This window comes from Streptomyces sp. CA-249302 (assembly GCF_050936785.1).
Taxonomy (GTDB): Bacteria; Actinomycetota; Actinomycetes; order Streptomycetales; family Streptomycetaceae; genus Streptomyces.
This window is the reverse complement of record NZ_JBNJMG010000001.1, coordinates 1389420-1407551: the sequence shown is the minus strand read 5'-3', so window position 1 is coordinate 1407551 and position 18132 is coordinate 1389420. Positions and strand designations below refer to the sequence as shown.

Genomic DNA, 18132 nt, shown 5'->3' with positions numbered 1-18132 from the left:
CCCCACAGGAACCGTCAATACCTCGCGCACCACCCGCAGGCGAGAGCGCTAGAGAGAGGCCAGTTTCCGCAGCACCCGTGCGGACACCGGCGTGGGCAGGTTGCGCAGGGTACGGACCAGTGCCGCCGTCGGCCAGGGGAAGTACGCGTTGGCCGGTTCCTTCTCCAGGGCGCGCACGACGTACCGGGCCGCGCGCTCCTGACTGATCTGGAACGGCTTGGGCAGGCCGTCGTCACTGATGCGCTCGGTGGCGACGAAGCCCGGGTGGATCGACGTGAACCGGACACCCCTGGGCGCCAGTTCGACGCGCGCGGCGTCGAGGAGTGTGCGGACCGCCGCCTTCGCAGCGGAGTACGGGCCCTGGCGGGGGATGCCCATCAGCCCCGCGAGCGAGTTGGTGTGGGCGACGAGACCGCCGTCCGCCTGGGTCGTCATCTGCTGGATCAGCGGGATGAGGTAGTTGACGACCACGTCGTAGTTGAGCGCCATGATGCGGGCGACGTCCGGCACGCCGACCTGGTCCATGGCCATGTCCGGGCCCTGGCCCGCGTTGAGCAGTGCGACGTCGACGGAGCCGTACTCGGTGACGGCGGCCGCGACCACCCCTGCGGCGGCTTCCGGGTCGAGGGCGTCCGCGGCGATGTCCAGGCAGCTGCCGCCGCCGGAGCGGATCTCCTTTGCCACGGCGGCCAGTTCGGGAGCGCGCCGGGCGGTGATGACGAGCCGGTTGCCGCCGGGGGCGAGCCGGCGCGCCACCTCCGCGCCTATGCCCGAGGAGGCGCCGACGATGAGGACCGTACGGTCGGTGATGCTCGCCATGGCGATCACTGTAAGGGTGATTCAGGCGTCGGAGGTCCGCTGCTCCGCGAGCCGTCGCCGAGCCTCCGTCCGGTCGAGGGGCAGGCCGGCCGCCGGGACCTGCCAGAAGGTGAAGGTCGAGTCCTTCGACGTGGAGCGCGGGCCGGTCATGATCGACCGGTGCGGCTCGGTCCTCGCGTAGGTGTAGAGCGACTCCTTGTCCTGCCAGGCCGACAGGGTCCAGAAGGTGCGCTTGAACGGTTCGGCGATCAGCGAGGCGCCGTACGCGCCGGGCGCGCCGGAGGCCTGCGAGTCGGCGCGTCGGCACGGCAAGCGCTGAACAGCCTGACGCTGCGCGAAGTCTTGACACCTCCGGTGTGACTGCGTAGACATGTGACTGCGCAGACATGACAGCGCAGTCACAAGCGGGCCGGGCGCTCCTGGAGCGCTCGCCGTGGCTGGCTAGGATTTGAGCCGACGGAGATCGGGAGACCGGAGATGACGCGAGTCGGAGCGCAGGGCGGCGGTGCGACGGCGCCGCGTGCCGTGGACGTGGCCCGGCTGGCCGGCGTCTCGCAGAAGACGGTCTCCCGGGTCTTCAACGGCGAACGGTACGTGTCGGAGGACGTCCGCCGACGGGTGCTCGAAGCCGCCGAGGGGCTCGGCTACCGCCTGAACAACGCGGCCCGCGCCCTGGCCTCGGGCCGCACCCGCTCCATCGGCGTCGTCACCCTCGGCACCGCCCTGTACGGACCCGCCTCACTGCTCATCGGCATCGAGCGGGCCACCCGGGACGCGGGCTACGCGCTCCGCGTCGTCAACACACTGGAGGGCGAACCCGGCGGTATCGCCGGGGCCGTCGAGTCGCTCCTCGACCAGGGCGTCGACGGCATCGTGGTCTCCGAACCGATCGACGAGGGGACGCCGTCGCTCAGCGTGGACGTGCCGGTCCTGGTGCTGGGTGCGCCCGCGGAGTTCGGTTCTCCCCGGGTCGTGACCGCGGGCGTCGGCGCGGAGTCGCTGGCGCGGGCGGCCACCGAACACCTGCTGGACCTCGGTCATGTGACGGTCCATCACCTCGCCGGTCCGCAACGGTGGTTCGCGGCCCGGGACCGGCTGATCGGCTGGCGTGCCGCGCTGGCCGCCCGCGACCGGCGGCAGCCGCCCGTCGTCGAGGGCGACTGGTCGGCGGCGTCCGGCTACGCGGCGGGCCAGGAACTCGCCGCCGCCGGTGAGGTCACCGCGGTCTTCGCCGCCAACGACGACATGGCCATCGGCCTGATCCGCGGGCTGGCCGACGCCGGCCTGCGGGTACCGGAGGACGTGAGTGTCGTCGGCTTCGACGACATCCCCGTCTCCGCATATGTCACGCCTCCGCTCACGACGGTGCGCCAGCCGTTCGACGCGGTGGCGCAGGAGGGTCTGCGGCTGCTGGTGCAGGCCATCGAGAAGCCGGACGCGGAGCCGGCCCCGGCGAGCGACCCACCGGTCGACCTCGTCGTACGGGGCTCCACGGCTCCTCCGCCGGTCCGCTAGACGGCTCCGCTGAACGACCGGTCCGGCTGACGGCCGGACTGTTGAACGACTCGTCCCGTTTGACGGCCGGTCCGCCGGACGGCCGGTCCGCCGAACGACCGGTCACGCCGGACGGCCGGTCACGTCGGACGGCCGGTCACGTCGGACGACCGGTCACGCCGGACGGCCGGTCATGACCGGTCCGCTGGAAGACCGGTCGTGCCAGGGCCGGTGAGCGGTTCGGCCGGTTCGTCTTCACCTCCCCCTTCCCACCCGCGCGACGCGCCCTCGCCAGGCGTGCCGTCCCTCTGCCCATCGGCGGGAGTTCACCATGCCCGGATCCTTCCTCCCCACCTCCTCTCTCAGCCGCCGGCGGTTCCTCGCCGCGACCGGTGCGCTCTCCCTCGGCGCCGCGCTCACCGCGTGCGGCGGCGACTCCGGTGGCTCCTCCGGCGCCGCCAAACCGGTCGGCCAGGCCGACATCGACAAGGCGATGAAGACGCCGACCCGACTCACCTTCTGGACCTGGGTGCCGGACATCGCCGACGAGGTCGCGCTGTTCGAGGAGAAGTACCCGGCCATCAAGGTCAAGGTCGTCAACGCCGGCCAGGGCGTCACCCACTACACCAAGCTGCGCACCGCGCTCAAGGCCGGCAGCGGCGCCCCCGACCTGGCGCAGATCGAGTACCAGGCGATCCCCACCTTCACCATCACCGACAGCCTGCTGAACCTGAGCCGTTACGGCGCCTCGTCCCTCAAGGACCGGTTCGTCGACTGGACTTGGAGCCAGGTGAGCGGACCCGACGGCGAGGTCTGGGCGATACCCCAGGACACCGGCCCCATGGGGATGCTCTACCGCAAGGACATCTTCGACCAGCACGGCATCCAAGTCCCGCGCACCTGGGAGGAGTTCGCCGCCGCGGCCCGCAGCCTCCACAAGTCCGCCCCGGACGTCTACCTGACGAACCTCGCTGCGAACGAACCCGCCGCCTGGCACGGCCTGTTGTGGCAGGCGGGCGCGAAGCCTTACGCCACCTCGGGCAGGAGCACCCTCTCCATCAGCGTCGACGACGCCGTCTCCAGGAAGCTCGGCGACTACTGGGGCGGGCTCGCCAAGGAGGGCGTCATCAGCACCGACCCCGACTTCACCGACGCCTGGTACGCCGGGTTCAACAAGGGCAAGTACGCCACCTGGCTCACCGCCGCCTGGGGCCCGGCCTTCCTCTCCGGCTCCGCCAAGTCCACCTCGGGCGACTGGCGCGCGGCCCCGCTCCCGCAGTGGGACGCCGCCAAGCCGGTCTCCGGCAACTGGGGCGGCTCCACCACCGCCGTCGTCAAGTCCACCGAGAACCCCATCGCGGCAGCGCAGTTCGCCCAGTTCCTCAACAGCGAACCGGCCACCGCCAAGATGTTCGCCACCAAGCAGTTCTTCTTCCCGGCGACCAAGTCCCTGCTCGCCGACGCGAGTTTCACCGGAGAGGCGCCCGACTTCTACGGCGGCCAGAAGGTCAACCAGGTCTTCGCCGACATCAGTGGCACGGTCTCCACGTCCTTCCAGTGGCCGCCGTTCCTGGACCAGGCGGCGACCGACTGGACCGAGACCGTCGGCAAGTCCCTCGCCGACAAGTCCGACACCGTGGCCGCGCTGGGCAGTTGGCAGTCACGGCTCACCTCGTACGCCAAGAAGCAGGGCTTCACCGTCAAGGAGTCCTGACATGGCCGCCGCTCACTCGAGGCGGGCGGGCCCCCTCTTCGTCGCCCCCTTCCTGATCCTGTTCCTCCTCCTCTTCCTCGCCCCGCTCGGTTACGCCGCCTACCTCAGCCTGTTCCAGCAACGCCTCGTCGGCGGCACGGTCTTCGTCGGCCTCGACAACTACCTCACCGCCCTCAAGGACCCGCTCCTCCTGCACGGCGTCGGCCGGGTGGCCCTCTTCTTCCTCATCCAGGTCCCGCTGATGCTGCTGCTGGCCCTGGCGTTCGCCCTCGCCCTCGACAGCGGCCTGCTGCGACTCGCCCGCGTCATCCGCCTGGGCATCTTCGTGCCGTACGCCGTCCCGAGCGTGGTCGCCGCGCTGATGTGGGGTTACCTGTACGGCCCCGACTTCGGCCCCTTCGCCCAGCTGAGCCGCCAACTGCACCTGCCGGCCCCGCACTTCCTGAGCGACGGCTGGATGCTCGGCAGCCTGGCGAACATCGTGACCTGGGAGTTCGTCGGCTACAACATGATCATCCTGTACGCGGCACTGCGCACCGTCCCGACCGACCTGTACGAGGCCGCCGCGATGGACGGCGCGGGCCCCTGGCGGATCGCCTGGTCGATCAAACTCCCCGCGCTGCGACCGGCGTTGCTGCTCACCCTGCTGTTCTCGGTGATCGGCAGCTTCCAACTCTTCAACGAGCCGAGCCTGTTGATGAAGATCGCCCCCGACGTGATCAGCAGCTCCTACACCGCCAACCTCTACGCCTACTCCCTCGCCTTCACCGGCGACCAGATCGACTACGCGGCCACGGTCTCCTTCCTCCTCGGCCTGGTCATCGTCATCGCCTCCTACGCCGTACTCCTCACCGCGAACCGCCGGAGGCCCGCATGACGACCACCCTGCGGCCACCGGCGACCACATCGCCCCCAGCCGCGCCCGTACGACGCCGCCCGGCCGTCCGCCGCCGCAGCACCCCGCTCACCATCGCCATGCTGGCCGCGCTGGCCTACTTCCTGCTCCCGCTCTTCTGGCTGCTGGTCGCCTCGACCAAGAGCACCCAGGACCTCTTCAACAGCTTCGGCCTGTGGTTCCCGCCCACCCCGCGGCTGCTCGCGAACATCCGGGCCACCTTCACCCAGGACGACGGCGTCTTCGTGCACTGGCTGCTCAACACGGCCGTATACGCCGTGGTCAGCGCGTGCGGCGCCGCCATGCTCGCGGCCGCCGGCGGGTACGGCTTCGCCAAGTTCCGCTTCCGCGGCGACCGGGCCGCCTTCAACCTGGTCCTCGGCGCCATCATGGTCCCGGCGACCGCGCTGGCGATCCCGACCTACCTCCTGTTCGCCAAGGTCGGCCTGGTCAACACCCCTTGGGCGGTCATCCTGCCCTCCCTGGTCAACCCCTTCGGCCTCTACCTCATGCGCGTCCACGCCGCCGACGCCGTCCCCGACAGCCTCCTGGAGGCCGCCCGCATCGACGGCGCGGGGGAGGCCCGGATCTTCTTCCGGATCGCGCTCCGGCTGCTGGCCCCCGGCCTGGTCACCGTCCTGCTCTTCACGCTCGTAGCGACCTGGAACAACTACTTCCTGCCACTGATCATGCTCAACGACCCGAAGCTGTACCCGATCACGGTCGGCCTCTCCTCCTGGGCCCAGCAGGCCCAGAACGGCGGGGCGGGCGCGAGCAGCGACATGCTCCCGCTCGTCGTCACCGGGTCACTCCTGTCCGTCGTGCCGCTCGTCGTCGCCTTCCTGCTGCTCCAGCGCTACTGGCAGAGCGGCCTGGCGACCGGCGGCGTCAAGCAGTAACTCCCCCTATTCACACGGAGGTCGGTTCATGGCGGTTCTGCCCGCCCGCGTCCTGTTCGGCGCCGCTTACTACCACGAGTACACCCCCGAGTACGACCCCCGGCTGCGGCCCGACGAACGGCTGAAGACCGACCTCGACCTGATGGCCGAGGCGAGCTTCACCGTGATCCGGGTGGGCGAGTCGGTCTGGTCGACCTGGGAACCGGACAACGGCCGCTTCGACCTCGACTGGCTCCAACCCGTCCTCGACGGCGCCCACGAGCGCCGCATCTCCGTGATCCTCGGGACACCGACGTACGCGGTGCCGCCGTGGCTGGCCCGGCAGTACCCGGAGATCACCGCCGAGCACGCCACCGGCCGGCGCCTCGGCTGGGGCGGCCGCCAGGAGGTGGACTTCACCCACCCCGCCTTTCGCTTCCACGCCGAACGGATCATCCGCAAGATCGCCGCCCGCTACGCCGACCACCCCGCCGTCATCGGCTGGCAGGTCGACAACGAACCCGGCCTGCACCTCTTCCACAACCACGGCGTCTTCCAGCGCTTCGTCGACCACCTGCGCGCCAAGTACGGCGACGTCGACACCCTCAACCGCGAATGGGGCCTGGTCTACTGGTCCCACCGGCTGGCCGACTGGTCCGACCTGTGGACCCCGGACGGCAACGCGCAGCCCCAATACGACGTCGCCTGGCGGGAGTTCCAGGCCCGCCAGGTCACCGAGTTCATCGGCTGGCAGGCCGACCTCGTCCGCGAGTACGCCCGCGACGGGCAGTTCGTCACCACCTGCATCTCCTACACCCGCCAGGGCGTCCAGGACGACGAACTCTCCGCCCGCCTCGACATCGCCGCCGGCAACCCGTACTACGACATGCAGGACGGCCTCCTGCTCCCCGACCCCACGCCCGACGACCACCGGCAGATGTGGAAGACCACCGGCGTCTGGTCGATGTACCAGACCGCCGACTGGATGTTCTCCTCCCGCCAGGAGCCGTTCCTGGTGACGGAGACCAACGCGGGCGCCATCGGCATGGCCTGGGACAACCGCCCCGCATACGACGGCCAGTGGCGCCAGGCGGCCTGGGCGCACGTGGCGCGCGGTGCGCGGATGATCGAGTACTGGCAGTGGCAGACCCTGCGCTTCGGCGCCGAGACCTACTGGGGCGGCGTCCTGCCGCACAGCGGACAGCCGGGCCGCGTGTACGCCGAACTCGCACGCCTGGGCGCCGAGTTCGAGAAGGCCGGCCCACTCGTCGCCGGGCTCGAACCCGATGCCGACATCACGATGGTCTACTCGACGCCCAGCAAGTGGCTCATGGAGAAGCACCCGCCGCTCGCCACGGCCGACGGCGAGCCCGACCCCGCCGCCTACCACCGCATCTTCGACCCCTTCTACCGCGGCGCCTTCGAGTCCGGCCGCCAGGTGCGCATCATGCACGCCCGCCAACTGCACGACCCGCAGGGCGAGATGCCGGGTCCGGCACCGGAGGAGGCCGCCCGCCGCCACCCCGTCCTCGTCGTCCCGGCGCTCTACCTCGCCGCCGATACGACCCTCGACTGGCTGGCCGCCTATGCCCACGCCGGCGGCCACCTCGTCCTCGGCCCGCGCACCGGCTACGCCGACCACGAGGGCCGGGCCCGGCTCGACCCGGCGCCCGGACGCCTGACCGAGGCCGCCGGAGTCACGTACGACGAATTCAGCAATCTCACCGACGCCATCCCGGTCCACGCCGCCTCCGGCAGCCCCCTCGACCTCCCGCCGGAGGCGACGGCGACCCACTGGGCCGACGGCCTGACCGTCACCGACGCCGAGGTCCTCGCCGCCTACCGGCATCCGCACTTCGGCCGCTGGCCCGCCGCCACCACCCGCCGCCACGGCGCGGGCCGCGTCACCCACGTCGGCACGGTCCCCGACCGCGCCCTCGCCCGGGGGCTGGCGGAGTGGCTGGCGCCCTCGCCGAGCCACGGCTGGGACGACCTCCCGGACACGGTCACCGTCACCACCGGCACTTCGCCCGACGGGCGCCGCGTGCACGTCGTCCACAACTGGAGCTGGGAGTCCGTCACAGTCACCGCGCCCGTGGATCTGACCGACGTCCTGGACGACCTCTCCATCTCCGCAGGTACGGAAGTGGAGTTGGGCGCCTGGGACGTGCGGGTGTTCGCCACCTCCTGAACAACTGGTCATCCCTCGAAGGAGAGGTCATGCAGAGAAGACGGCTGGGCAAGGTGCTGGGCACTTTCGTCATGGCGTCCGCGCTGACGGCGATCCCGTTGAGTAGCGCGCAGGCGTACGCCCCGACGGGCGGGATCCTCTATCAACTCGGCAACGAGCCCTGTCTCAAGGGCCGCGGCAACTGTGCCGTCTACCCCAAGTCGGCTCAGTTGCCGAGCGGACGCCTGGTCGCCTCCTTCGAGAAGGCCACCGTCGTACCGGGGACCGGAAGCGCCGACGGCGAGACCCTCCCCGTCTACAAGAGCGACGACTACGGCACCTCGTGGCAGCCGCTGTCCCAGGTGAAGGCTCCCGCATACCTCTCCAGCGACCCCAAGTACGCCAAGTACACGAGCAATTGGACCAACCCGTACCTCTACACGCTCCCGCAGGACATCGGAAGGCTGAAGGCGGGCACGCTGCTGCTGGCGAGCGTCGTGTCCGGCGACGACCACTACTACAAGGAGCACAAGGCGGCCGACCCGAGCTGGACACCGTCCAACGACGGCGACCGGAGCGACCTGGCGATCGCCCTGTACTCCAGCACCGACGAGGGCGCGACCTGGAAGGTCCTCAACGTCATCGCCACCGGCGGCTGGCAGGGCGGCAGCGCGGGTGCGATCGGTCAGAACGTCGCAACGGCCAACAGCCACCGGCAGGTTGACCCCCTCTGGGAGCCGTACCTGATGGTCTACAAGGGCCGGCTCGTCTGCTACTACTCCGACGAGAACGACTACCTCGGCGTCGATCCGGTCACCGGCGCCCCGATCCCGGACCCGGCGAACGACATCGTCGGCGACTCCCACGGCCAGATCCTCGTCCACAAGACGTGGAACGGCCGTAGCGCGCAGTGGAGTTCACCCGTCGTCGACATCGCCGGACTGAACCAGGACATGGGCGGCGGCAAGACGGAGATCGGCGGCGGACGGCCGGGCATGACGAACGTCGTCCCGACGAAGGACGGCAAGTGGCTGCTCACGTACGAGTATTGGGGCGGCGGTACCAACACCCGGTACGCCTTGGCCGCTGACCCGCTGTCCTTCTACCGGGGCTCGACGGGCAACCCCGTCACCTCGCTCCCGGTCGACACCGGTTCCCGTCCGCTCGCCACGGGCGGCAGCCCGGTCATCGTGCGGCTTCCCGACGGGCGGTTGGTCTACAACGCCGCCGGCAGTGGCAATGTCTGGGTCAACGGCAGCGGTCGTAGCGACGGCGTGTGGAAGGAGTACCAGACGACCTCGCGGGCCGGGTACAGCCGCAACCTCCAGTACGTCGCCGGCACGGGCCGTATCGCCGTCCTCAACAACCAGGACACGTCGACGATCGCGTACGCCGAGGTCGACCTCGGCCACTCGGCGGGCGCCTACTACCGGTTGGTGAACCGCAGGACCGGCCAGGTGATCGGCACCGGAGGCCGGACCAACGACGCGAACATCGGGAACGGCGACGTACCCGACGTAATCCTGGAGGACTCCGGGTCCGCGGCCGACCAGGACACCCAGTACTGGCATGTGGTGACCGAGCCGAAGGGCGGCACGACTCTGCTGAACAAGGCGGGCGGCCGCGCGGCGGCCATCTGGACGGGGAACCCGACGGTCGGCCGGCGGATCGGCCAGTGGGTCGACAACAGCCCGGCAGGCAGCTGGAATTTGATCAGAACGACCGACGGCTACTACCGGTTCCAGGCGGTCAGGAACACGGACGTCTATCTGACCGGCGGGTCCCCCGGGGCGCCGCTGACCCTGCAGAACGCTCTCGACGACGGCTCGCAGGAGTGGCGCCTGGTCCCGTGGCTCACAGGGTGACAACCATCCGCTCGGCGGCGACGCGCAGCCCCAGTCCGGCGAGCCGCTCGTGGGCGGGATCCGCGGGGTCGGTCAGCGGGTTGGTGTTGTTGAGGTGGGTGTAGTAGCGGAGTTCCGGTGCCGCGCGGTGCAGGCGTCGGGCGGTGCCCTGCGGGCCCTCGATCGGCAGATGCCCCATGCCGGAGGCCGTGCGCTCCGAGATGCCGGTGCGGCGCGGTTCCTCCTCGTCGAGGAAGGTCCCGTCGAGCAGTACGCAGTCGGCGCGGGCGGTCTCCTTGTCGAAGGCGTCGGTCCAGGTGGCGAGGGCGGGTGCGTAGAGCGCGGTCCTTCCGGTCCGCGGGTCGTGCACGCGCAGGGCCACGCTCCAGGCGGGGTGGGCGGGTTCGTCGGCGGCGTACCGCGGGCGCTTGGCCGACAGGGGCACCGCCTCGACCTGGAGGTCGGCGAGCTCCGCCGGTGGTGCCTCGCCGGCCGCAGGGAGGTCGTGCCAGGACAGGCGGGTGTACGGGTCGAGTACGTCGGCGAGTTGGAGCCGCGTGAGCAGCGCCCGGCGTACCGGTTCCGTCGCCCAGACCTCGATGCGGGATGCCTCGCGCAGTCGGAACAGGCCCAGGACGTGGTCGAGTTCGGCGTCGGTGAGGACCACACGCACCACCGGGGTGCGGGCGTGCCCGGCGTCCGGGCGCAAGTCGGGGTGGATTTCGAGTTGTTCGGCGATGTCCGGGGTGGCGTTGGCGAGGAACCAGGAGGACGAGTCCGGTCCATGGACGGCCAGTCCGTCGTGGAGGCGCCGCCGGGTGGGGTCTCGGCGTGCCCCGGCGCATCCGGGGCACGCACAGTTCCACTGGGGGAGACCGCCACCGGCGGCCGTACCGAGGATCCTCAGCTGCACGGTGGAACTCTAGTCGCGGGCCGGAGGCGTGTAGAAGTCGCCGACGGACGTCCAGACACCGTTCTTCACGACCACCCGCTGCACACTGCGCGTGCCGAGATGGTTGCTCGCACTGAACTTCATGACCGGTGACACCCCCGGGTCGACCGAGGACGCCTTCTGATACGCCGCCGTGAGGGCCTGGGACGTGACGGGCCCCTTGACGGTCTTCGCGATGTCGGCGAACACCTTGGCGTTGCTCCAGCCCCACAGGGCGAGGAAACCGGCGTCCTGACCGGGCTCGTACTTGGCCATCGCGGTCCGGAACTCCTTCACCGCGGGGTCACTGTCGGAGGGCGCCTTCACCAGCTGTACGGCCTTGAGGCCCTCGGCCGCGTCCTTGGCCAGCGCGATCGTGGACTCGGCGGCCACCGGCGCGTAGGCGTAGGTGGGCAGGGAGAGCCCCTGGAGCTTGGCCTCCTTGAGGAAGGCGGCCGCCTCGGGGGAGGTGAGGATCACGATCACCGCCTGGGGTTTCGCGGCCTTCACCTTGCTGATCACCGGGGTGTAGTCGGTGGTCTGGTACTTGACCGCGAGCCGGTCCACCTCGACCGAGGGATCCACCTTCTTCGCGACGGGCTCCACCTGCTTGGCCACGTTCACGAAGGCCGCCGGGTCACTGTGCACGACGAGGATCTTCTTCGCGCCGTCCTGCACCGCCCAGGCGGCGATCGCCGCGGCCTGGTCCTCGTACAGGGTCTGGGTGCCGAACAGGCCTGCGCGCGGCGGCTTGTACCAGGACTCGGTGCCACCCACCTCGTTGAGGACCGGCACCTTTGACTGGTTGAGGACGAACGGGAAGGCCGCCTCCGCCTGCGAGGTGCCGTTCGCGTTGACGATGGCGACCACCTTGTCCTGGCCCACCAGTTCACGTGCGATCTGCACGGTCTGCTGCGGGTCCGCGGCGTTGTCCTTGACGGTCCACTTGATCTTCCGTCCGTTGACGCCGCCCTGGGCGTTGAGCATCTTGAAGTACGCGTCGGCACCCGCCTTCTCGCCCACGCCGTACGTGGCGGTGGCGCCGGTGAGGGGCAGCCAGGCACCGATGTGGATCTCGGATGAGTTACCGCCGGCACTCGCGGAGTCCTGACCCGCGCACGCGTTGGCGGTCAGCGCCACCGCCGCCATGACGGCCATCGTTCCCGCGGCGCGGCGGAATTTTCTGATTGTCCGGAACACGGTCCACCTCGTTCACAACGGGAGTTCACAACAACGTGAGTTCACAAAGGGAGTTCACAACGGGATTTCGCTACGGGATTCGAGTTCGCCGGAGAGGCCGCCGCCGAAGTACGCAGCCTCCGCCACGGCCGCGAACTCCGGGTCGTCCGGGCGCCCGTGGGCGGCGACGACGCCCTCGTGCAGCACGGCCACCTCGTGGCTGACGGACAGGGCCCGGCTGAGCAGCTGTTCCAGCAGTACGACCGTCAGGCCGTCGTGGGCCAGCCGGGCCAGCCGGTCGTACACCTCGTCGACCAGGGCGGGGGCGAGGCCGAGCGCGGGTTCGTCGACGATCAGGACGTCCGGCGCGACGATCAGGGCCCGGGCGATGGCGAGCATCTGCTGCTCGCCGCCGGACAGCCCGCCGGCGGAGGCGGACAACCGGTCGCGCAGCCGGGCCGGCAGCCACTGGACGGTCTCCTCCAACCGCTCACGCAGGGGAGCGCCGGTGATACCGGCCGCGTACGCGGCGACTTCGAGGTTCTCGCGCAGGGACAGCGACTTGAACAGGGCCCGCCCTTCCGGCGCCAGGCTGGTACGGACGGTCCCGCCCGACTCCCGTGCCCCGTGGGCCGGTTCGAGGGAGCCGTGCAGGATGCCCGCCAGCGTGCTCTTGCCCGCCCCGTTGGCGCCGGCGATGCCCAGCACGACACCCTGGCGGACGTCGAGGTCGACGTCCCGCAGGGCGACCACGCCGCCGTACATGTGGCCGACCCCGCTGAGGCGGATCATGCTCCGCTCACCCACGTGCTCGGGCGGCCGGGTCCTGCCGTCGACCGATCCGAGGTACGACGACCGCACCTTGGGGTCCTGGAGCACGGTGTCCGGGGTGCCCTCGCCGATCGTGCGGCCGAAGTCGAAGGCGAGCACCCGGTGGGCCACGGAGAACAGGTCGTCGAGGACGTGGTCGATGACCACCACGGCGGTGCCCGCGGCGTGCAGCCGCCTGATGTGCTGTGCGAGCAGGGCCCGTTCACCCGTGTCGAGCCCGCCGAACGGCTCGTCCAGGATGAGGAGTTTCGGCTCCTCGGCCATCGCACGGGCGAGGTCGAGCCGCTTCTGCAGGCCGAACGGCAGCTCTCCGGGGCGTCGTCCGGCCACGTCCGCGAGCCCGACGGAGTGCAGCAGCCGCATGACGTCGGCGCGGTCCTTGGCGGTGATACGGCGGCGGGTGCACAACACGTTCTCCGCGACGGTGAGTTCGGAGAAGACCTCCGCGTGCTGGAAGGTCCGGCCGATGCCCAGCCGCCGCCGCGCGGTCGCCCGGGCCTTCAGCAGCGGCCGGCCCGCGAAGTCGGCGGTGCCGCTCACCCGGCCGTTGCCGGTCAGCCCGGACAGGGCGTTCAACAGGGTGGTCTTTCCGGCCCCGTTGGGCCCGATGACCGCCAGGATCTCGTTCTGCCGCAGGGACAGCGAGGCGTCCTCCAGAGCTTTGAGTCCGCCGTACGACACCGACACGTGCTCCAGGTGCAGCAGTACGGGGCCGTCGTCGCCCGTGGCTTCGGGCGGGGCTGCCCGGAGTACCGGGAGTTCCGCCGACTCCTGTGCGGGCAACGGGACTTCGAGGGCCGGCCGGCGCAGTACGCGCCGTGCGAGTCCGGCGAGGAACGGCACGACTCCGCCGGGCAGGAAGAGCAGCACCGCGATGAGCACGAGGCCCTGCACCACCGGCTGGGGCAGCCCGACCGCGGACGAGAGCGAGGGGTTCCAGGTGAGGTAGACACCACCGGCCACGGCGCCGAGGACGGTGCCGACCCCGCCGAGCACGCACGCCGCTATCAGCGAGATGCCGAAGGTCAGCGAGAACGGGTCCGGGCTGACGAACCCGGTGAGCAGGCCGAGCAGCACCCCGGCGAAGCAGGTGCAGGCCCCGCTCACCGCGAACGACAGCGACGACTGCGCCTCCGGCGCGATGCCGATCGTACGGGCGGCCAAGGGGTGCGACTTGGCGGCCACCAGCCGCATCCGCAGCGCCGAGGAACCGGCCGGCACGGCCAGCGCGAGCACCACGGAGGCCGCCCCGACCGCGAGGTACTGGGCATCGCTCCCGCCGCCCACCAGCGTGCCGAGGCCCAGGGCACTGCGCAGCTGGACCACCGGCACCCCTTGGTCGCCGCCGGTCACGCTGCTCCAGCGGTTGACCAGTTCCAGGGTCACCGTGGTGAAGGCGAGGGTCAGCAGGGCGATGTACAGCACCGAGAACCTGGCACCGGCGTACCCCAGGAAGGCGCCCAGGACGGCGCCGGTGGCGACGGCGCCGAGGACCACCGTCTCCAGGGACCAGCCGTGGCCGCTGCCGTAGGCCGCGAAGTAGGCGCCGATGGCGAAGAACGCGGGGTGGCCCACCGACCAGATGCCGGACCAGCCGGCGAGCAGGCCGACCGACAGCACGACGATCGTGTACACGGCCGCGAGCCCCACCGAGTACATCTGGTACGCGGGGATCGCGCCGGCGGCCATGAACGCCATGAGCACCGCGCCGGCGGCCGGGCCCAGGGCGGCCCGCGCCAGGAGGGAACGGTTGAAGACCATGGATGCGACCCCTCAGACCCGTTGGAAGGTGCGGGTGCCGAACATGCCCTGCGGACGGATCAGCAGCACCAGCACGGTGAACGAGAAAACGAAGGTGTCCCGGAAGCTGGCGGACACGTAGTTCGCCGCCATGTTGTCCAGGACACCGATGGTCAGGCCGCCCAGGACGGCGCCGTACATGCTGGTCAGGCCGCCCAGGAAGATTCCGGCGAAGGCGCGGAACAGGGGCGCCACGAGCGCGGTCGGCACCAGGCCGGAGCGCGGTGCGTACAGGCAGGCGGCGAGTGCGGCGAGCCCCAGGCCCAGTGCCCAGGAGATCCTGGCCAGGCGCTGCGCGCTCAGCCCGACCACGCGGGCGGTGTCCGCCGACTCGGCCACGGCGCGCATGGCCGAGCCGAGCGTGGTGCGGGCGAAGAGATAGCCCACCAGCGCCATCGCCACGGCGGCGACGCCGATCGTCACCAGACTCTGGACCGGCACCGCGGCGCCCGACCAGCGCACCGTCCCGCCGACCAGGCTCGGGAAGTCCTTGGGCTGGTCGCCCCAGATCGAGCCGGCCGTGCTCTCCGCGATCAGGGACACGCCCATCGTCACGACGAGCGCGGAGAACAACTGCCCCTGCCCCAGCGGCCGGATCACCGTCTCCCGCACCAGCAGGCCGGCCGCCACGGTGATCGCGACGGCGGCGACGATGCCGATCACCGTCGCCACACCGCGGTCGCGGAGCGAGAGCGCCACGTACAGGCCCAGGGTCGCGAGCGACGCCGTCGCGAAGTTCACGACGTCCGTGGCCCGGTAGACGATGACCAGCCCGAGACCCATGAGGCCGTAGACGGCTCCACTGGCCACACCGCTGACCAGGACAAGCAGGAACTGACTCACAGTCCCTCCCTCGGGGAAGAGCGCGTTCGCGCCACGCGTGCCAGAAGCATGATCACCTCACGAGCCGCAGAGTTAAAGTGAACTCAATTCAGTAAGCTAGGCACTCGGGTGCCGGACGGGCAAGCCTCGTGCACGGGATTTGTGCCGAGCGGGCCCGGCCGGGGTTCAGCGCCCGACGGCCGTCGGCGTCTCGGTGAGTGCGGTGCGTGCCGCCGCGAGGCCGAAGACCAGGGCGGGGGCGAGGCCGCCCGCGTAGGCGCGGCGGTACAGGCCGCCGGCATCCGCTCCGGCCGCGAGCAGGCCGGGTACGGGCCCTGATCCGGCCGCGTCTGCGGAAAGGACGTGCGCCCTCGCGTCGATTAGCAGGCCGCCGAAGGTGAAGGTGATCGCAGGGGCCGCCTCGATGACGTAGAACGGCGGTTCGTCGAGCGGTCGGCGGTCGAGCAGTCGGCCGGGATTCGGTGCGCCGGTCCCGCCCACCGTGGCGTTGAACTCCTCGACGCGGTCGCGGATCGTGGCGCCGGGATAGCCCCACTCCTCGGGCATCGACGCGAAGTCCTCCAGGCTGTCCGCCACCGCGCTGCGGGCGCCTGCGCGATGGCACAGCTGGAACTTGTCCACGCCGGGGATGCCCTCCACGTACGACGCGCTGATCCACTCGCGGTGCACCCGCGCGTCGGCCACCAACAGGCCGCGCGCTTCCGGTCGTTCGAGCAGCGCCATGGTGGTCAGATGGTCCCCGAGCGTCTCGTCGACGAAGCGCTCGCCCGTCGTGTCGAACAGCAGGGCGTGCTCGCTGTAGTAGAGCGCCAGGTCGACGAAGCGCGCCGGGTCGGCCAGCGAGACGCCGGCCGGCATCAGGTGGCCGTAGAACCCCGCGTCCTTCTTGCCGAACGCGGCGCCCGCGGTGCGTCCGAGCGCGAGACCGTCGCCCCGGCTGTGCGGGTTGGCCCGCAGCCCGATGTCCGCCGCCTGGGGGTGGACGTGCTCGGCGCGCAGGACTGGATCGCCCTGGAAACCGCCGGTCGCCAGCAGGGTCCAGGTGGCCTCGATCCGGCGTACGGATCCGTCTGGCCGGACGCAGTCCGCCCCTTTGACCACGCCGCTCTCCATCACGAGGGAGCGGGTCCAGGCGTCCGTCAGCACTTCCTGGCCCCGGTCGCGGATCAGCCGCTCGCAGGTGTCGAGGTAGTGGTTCGTGTCGACCTGGTGCCCGCGGCCGAAGCCGAGCACGGGCACCGGCGGTCGGCACTCCACACCCAGCGACCGGATCCACGCCACGCCGTCGGCGAACCCGTCCAGCAGGGCGGTGGCCAACTCCGGGTCGCCGTCCGGGTTGACCCGGCGCAGCTCCTCGACGGTCGGGGTCGTCCACACGAAACCGGCGAAGCGTGCGGAGCCGCCGGGGCGGTCCGCCTTCTCCACCAGCGCCACCGAGCCGCCGTCGGCGGCCACCCGGGCGGCCGCCGAGAGGCCCGCCATGCCGCCGCCAATCACGAGCAGATCCACTGTCTCCGTACCCATAGCGGGTCCCACCGCCTTCGTGTCGCCGAGTGGGACAAGACGCTAATTGAACTCACTTCTGGAGTCGAGAGGGTGGGAGGCACGTGGTGCGGCGGTACGGATTTCGGTCAGTCGGGGACCAGCACCGCGCGTCCCCGCACGCCGCCGGAACGGAGGGCCGCGACGGCTTCCGTTGCGCTCGACAACGCGAACCGCTCCACCTTCACCTTCAGTACCCCCTCGCCCGCCAGGGCGACGACCTCTGCCAACTCGGGCAAGGTCCCCCAGAAGGGCAACGAGATCCGCGTCCCGGGAGGGAGCGCACCGGGTTTGCGGACCAGTACCTCCCCGCCGCCGCTGCCCACGACGGCGAGTTCTCCGTCGACCCGCAGCACGTCCACCGCGGGCTCCAGACTGGAACGGCTGCCGACGAAGTCGAGCACGGCCGCCGCCCCCGCTCCTCCCGTCCGGCCCCGCAGGACCTTCGCGGTGTCGGGGCGCAGGAGCGTGCCGAAGTGTGCCCCGCACTCGTCGGCCAGGGCGAGCGCCTCCTCGCGCACGTCCACGGCCAGCACCTGCGCGTTCGTCGTGGCGCGCAGGATCTGGACGGCCAGATGCCCCAGTCCGCCGACACCGAGCACGACGACGCTCGCCCCCGGGGTGTCGTCCAGGGCGCGCCGGACCGTGGCCACGGAGTGGTACGCGGTGAGCCCGGCGTCCGACAGAGGTGCCGCCCGGGTGGCGGCCAGGTCGCCCACCGGGACCAGCAGCCGCCCGGACGGCACGAGCATCAGGTCGGCCATCCCGCCGTCGCGCCCGAGTCCCGCGCCGGTGCCGACGCGTTCCGCGTCCAGCGCCGCGCGCCGGTCGCAGTAGTTCTCCGCTCCGGCCGCACAGCGCGCGCAACTCCCGCAGCCCCAGGGGCCGTAGACCACCACGCGCTCGCCGACCGCCGGCCCCACGGCCAGCGGACCGCGCCGCACCACCCGGCCCGCGACCTCGTGCCCGAGCGTGAACGGGACCCGGTACGGAAGATCGCCCGGACCTGCGTCGATGACATGGAGGTCCGAACGGCAGAGGCCGGCCGCCTCCACCTCGATCAGGACCTCTTCGGCCGTGGGAGTGGGTCGTGCCACCTCGGTGAGGATCGGTGGGTCGCCCCAGTGGGTGAGTCGGAACGCTCTCGTCCTGCCTGTTGACATACCTGTGACAGTAACAAAAATGAAGTCAG

General features: G+C 70.9%; 14 protein-coding genes. 6 read left to right on the top strand and 8 right to left on the bottom strand.

The features are described 5' to 3' along the window. Positions 1–48: 48 nt before the first annotated feature. Together ACQEWB_RS06320 and ACQEWB_RS06315 are read right to left on the bottom strand one after the other, a co-directional pair. Positions 49–819, bottom strand: a complete 771-nt coding sequence (locus ACQEWB_RS06320; protein WP_432827917.1) for an SDR family NAD(P)-dependent oxidoreductase — start codon at positions 817–819, stop codon at positions 49–51. 21 nt (positions 820–840) lie between these two features. Then, entirely contained in the window at positions 841–1131 is a 291-nt protein-coding gene (locus ACQEWB_RS06315; RefSeq protein WP_432827915.1) for a hypothetical protein, read from the bottom strand. A 165-nt stretch (positions 1132–1296) separates the two neighbouring features. Between ACQEWB_RS06315 and ACQEWB_RS06310 the strand changes: the two genes are divergently transcribed. The 6 genes from ACQEWB_RS06310 (at position 1297) to ACQEWB_RS06285 (ending at position 9835) form a co-directional block, all read left to right on the top strand. Beyond that, complete coding sequence (locus ACQEWB_RS06310) at positions 1297–2334, top strand: LacI family DNA-binding transcriptional regulator (RefSeq protein WP_432827913.1); 1038 nt, start codon at positions 1297–1299, stop codon at positions 2332–2334. A 310-nt stretch (positions 2335–2644) separates the two neighbouring features. Next, entirely contained in the window at positions 2645–4027 is a 1383-nt protein-coding gene (locus tag ACQEWB_RS06305; protein WP_432827911.1) for an ABC transporter substrate-binding protein, read from the top strand. 1 nt (position 4028) lies between these two features. After that, positions 4029–4904, top strand: coding sequence for a carbohydrate ABC transporter permease (locus ACQEWB_RS06300; protein WP_432827909.1), 876 nt, complete (start codon positions 4029–4031; stop codon positions 4902–4904). Then, positions 4901–5821 carry a carbohydrate ABC transporter permease gene (locus ACQEWB_RS06295; protein WP_432827907.1) on the top strand — a complete coding sequence of 307 codons (921 nt, stop codon included), beginning with the start codon at positions 4901–4903 and terminating at the stop codon, positions 5819–5821. The genes ACQEWB_RS06300 and ACQEWB_RS06295 overlap by 4 nt, the downstream gene beginning before the upstream one ends. Positions 5822–5849: 28 nt before the next feature. After that, positions 5850–7991 carry a beta-galactosidase gene (locus tag ACQEWB_RS06290; protein ID WP_432827905.1) on the top strand — a complete coding sequence of 714 codons (2142 nt, stop codon included), beginning with the start codon at positions 5850–5852 and terminating at the stop codon, positions 7989–7991. Positions 7992–8020: 29 nt separating this feature from the next. Next, positions 8021–9835 (top strand): RICIN domain-containing protein, encoded by a 1815-nt coding sequence (locus ACQEWB_RS06285; protein ID WP_432827903.1) that lies wholly within the window; start codon positions 8021–8023, stop codon positions 9833–9835. On the opposite strand, the gene pqqB is transcribed toward ACQEWB_RS06285, so the two are convergent. The 6 genes from pqqB to ACQEWB_RS06255 all read right to left on the bottom strand — a co-directional run bounded on the left by pqqB (position 9825) and on the right by ACQEWB_RS06255 (position 18037). Next, positions 9825–10727, bottom strand: coding sequence for a pyrroloquinoline quinone biosynthesis protein PqqB (gene pqqB / locus ACQEWB_RS06280; protein WP_432827901.1), 903 nt, complete (start codon positions 10725–10727; stop codon positions 9825–9827). The two genes, ACQEWB_RS06285 and pqqB, sit on opposite strands and share 11 nt — an antisense overlap. 9 nt (positions 10728–10736) lie before the next feature. Further along, positions 10737–11894: an ABC transporter substrate-binding protein gene (locus ACQEWB_RS06275; RefSeq protein WP_432827899.1), complete on the bottom strand. Its 1158-nt coding sequence runs from the start codon at positions 11892–11894 to the stop codon at positions 10737–10739. A 105-nt stretch (positions 11895–11999) separates the two neighbouring features. Then, the gene (locus ACQEWB_RS06270) at positions 12000–14516 is read right to left on the bottom strand and encodes a branched-chain amino acid ABC transporter ATP-binding protein/permease (protein WP_432827897.1); all 2517 of its coding nucleotides are present in this window, start codon (positions 14514–14516) and stop codon (positions 12000–12002) included. Between the two features lie 12 nt (positions 14517–14528). Continuing rightward, a complete protein-coding gene (locus ACQEWB_RS06265) occupies positions 14529–15398 on the bottom strand; it encodes a branched-chain amino acid ABC transporter permease (RefSeq protein WP_432827894.1) in 870 nt (289 codons plus the stop codon). A 165-nt stretch (positions 15399–15563) separates the two neighbouring features. Beyond that, positions 15564–16922 (bottom strand): FAD-dependent oxidoreductase, encoded by a 1359-nt coding sequence (locus ACQEWB_RS06260; RefSeq protein ID WP_432827892.1) that lies wholly within the window; start codon positions 16920–16922, stop codon positions 15564–15566. 107 nt (positions 16923–17029) lie between these two features. After that, positions 17030–18037: an alcohol dehydrogenase catalytic domain-containing protein gene (locus ACQEWB_RS06255; RefSeq protein ID WP_432827890.1), complete on the bottom strand. Its 1008-nt coding sequence runs from the start codon at positions 18035–18037 to the stop codon at positions 17030–17032. Between the last annotated feature and the right edge of the window lie 95 nt (positions 18038–18132).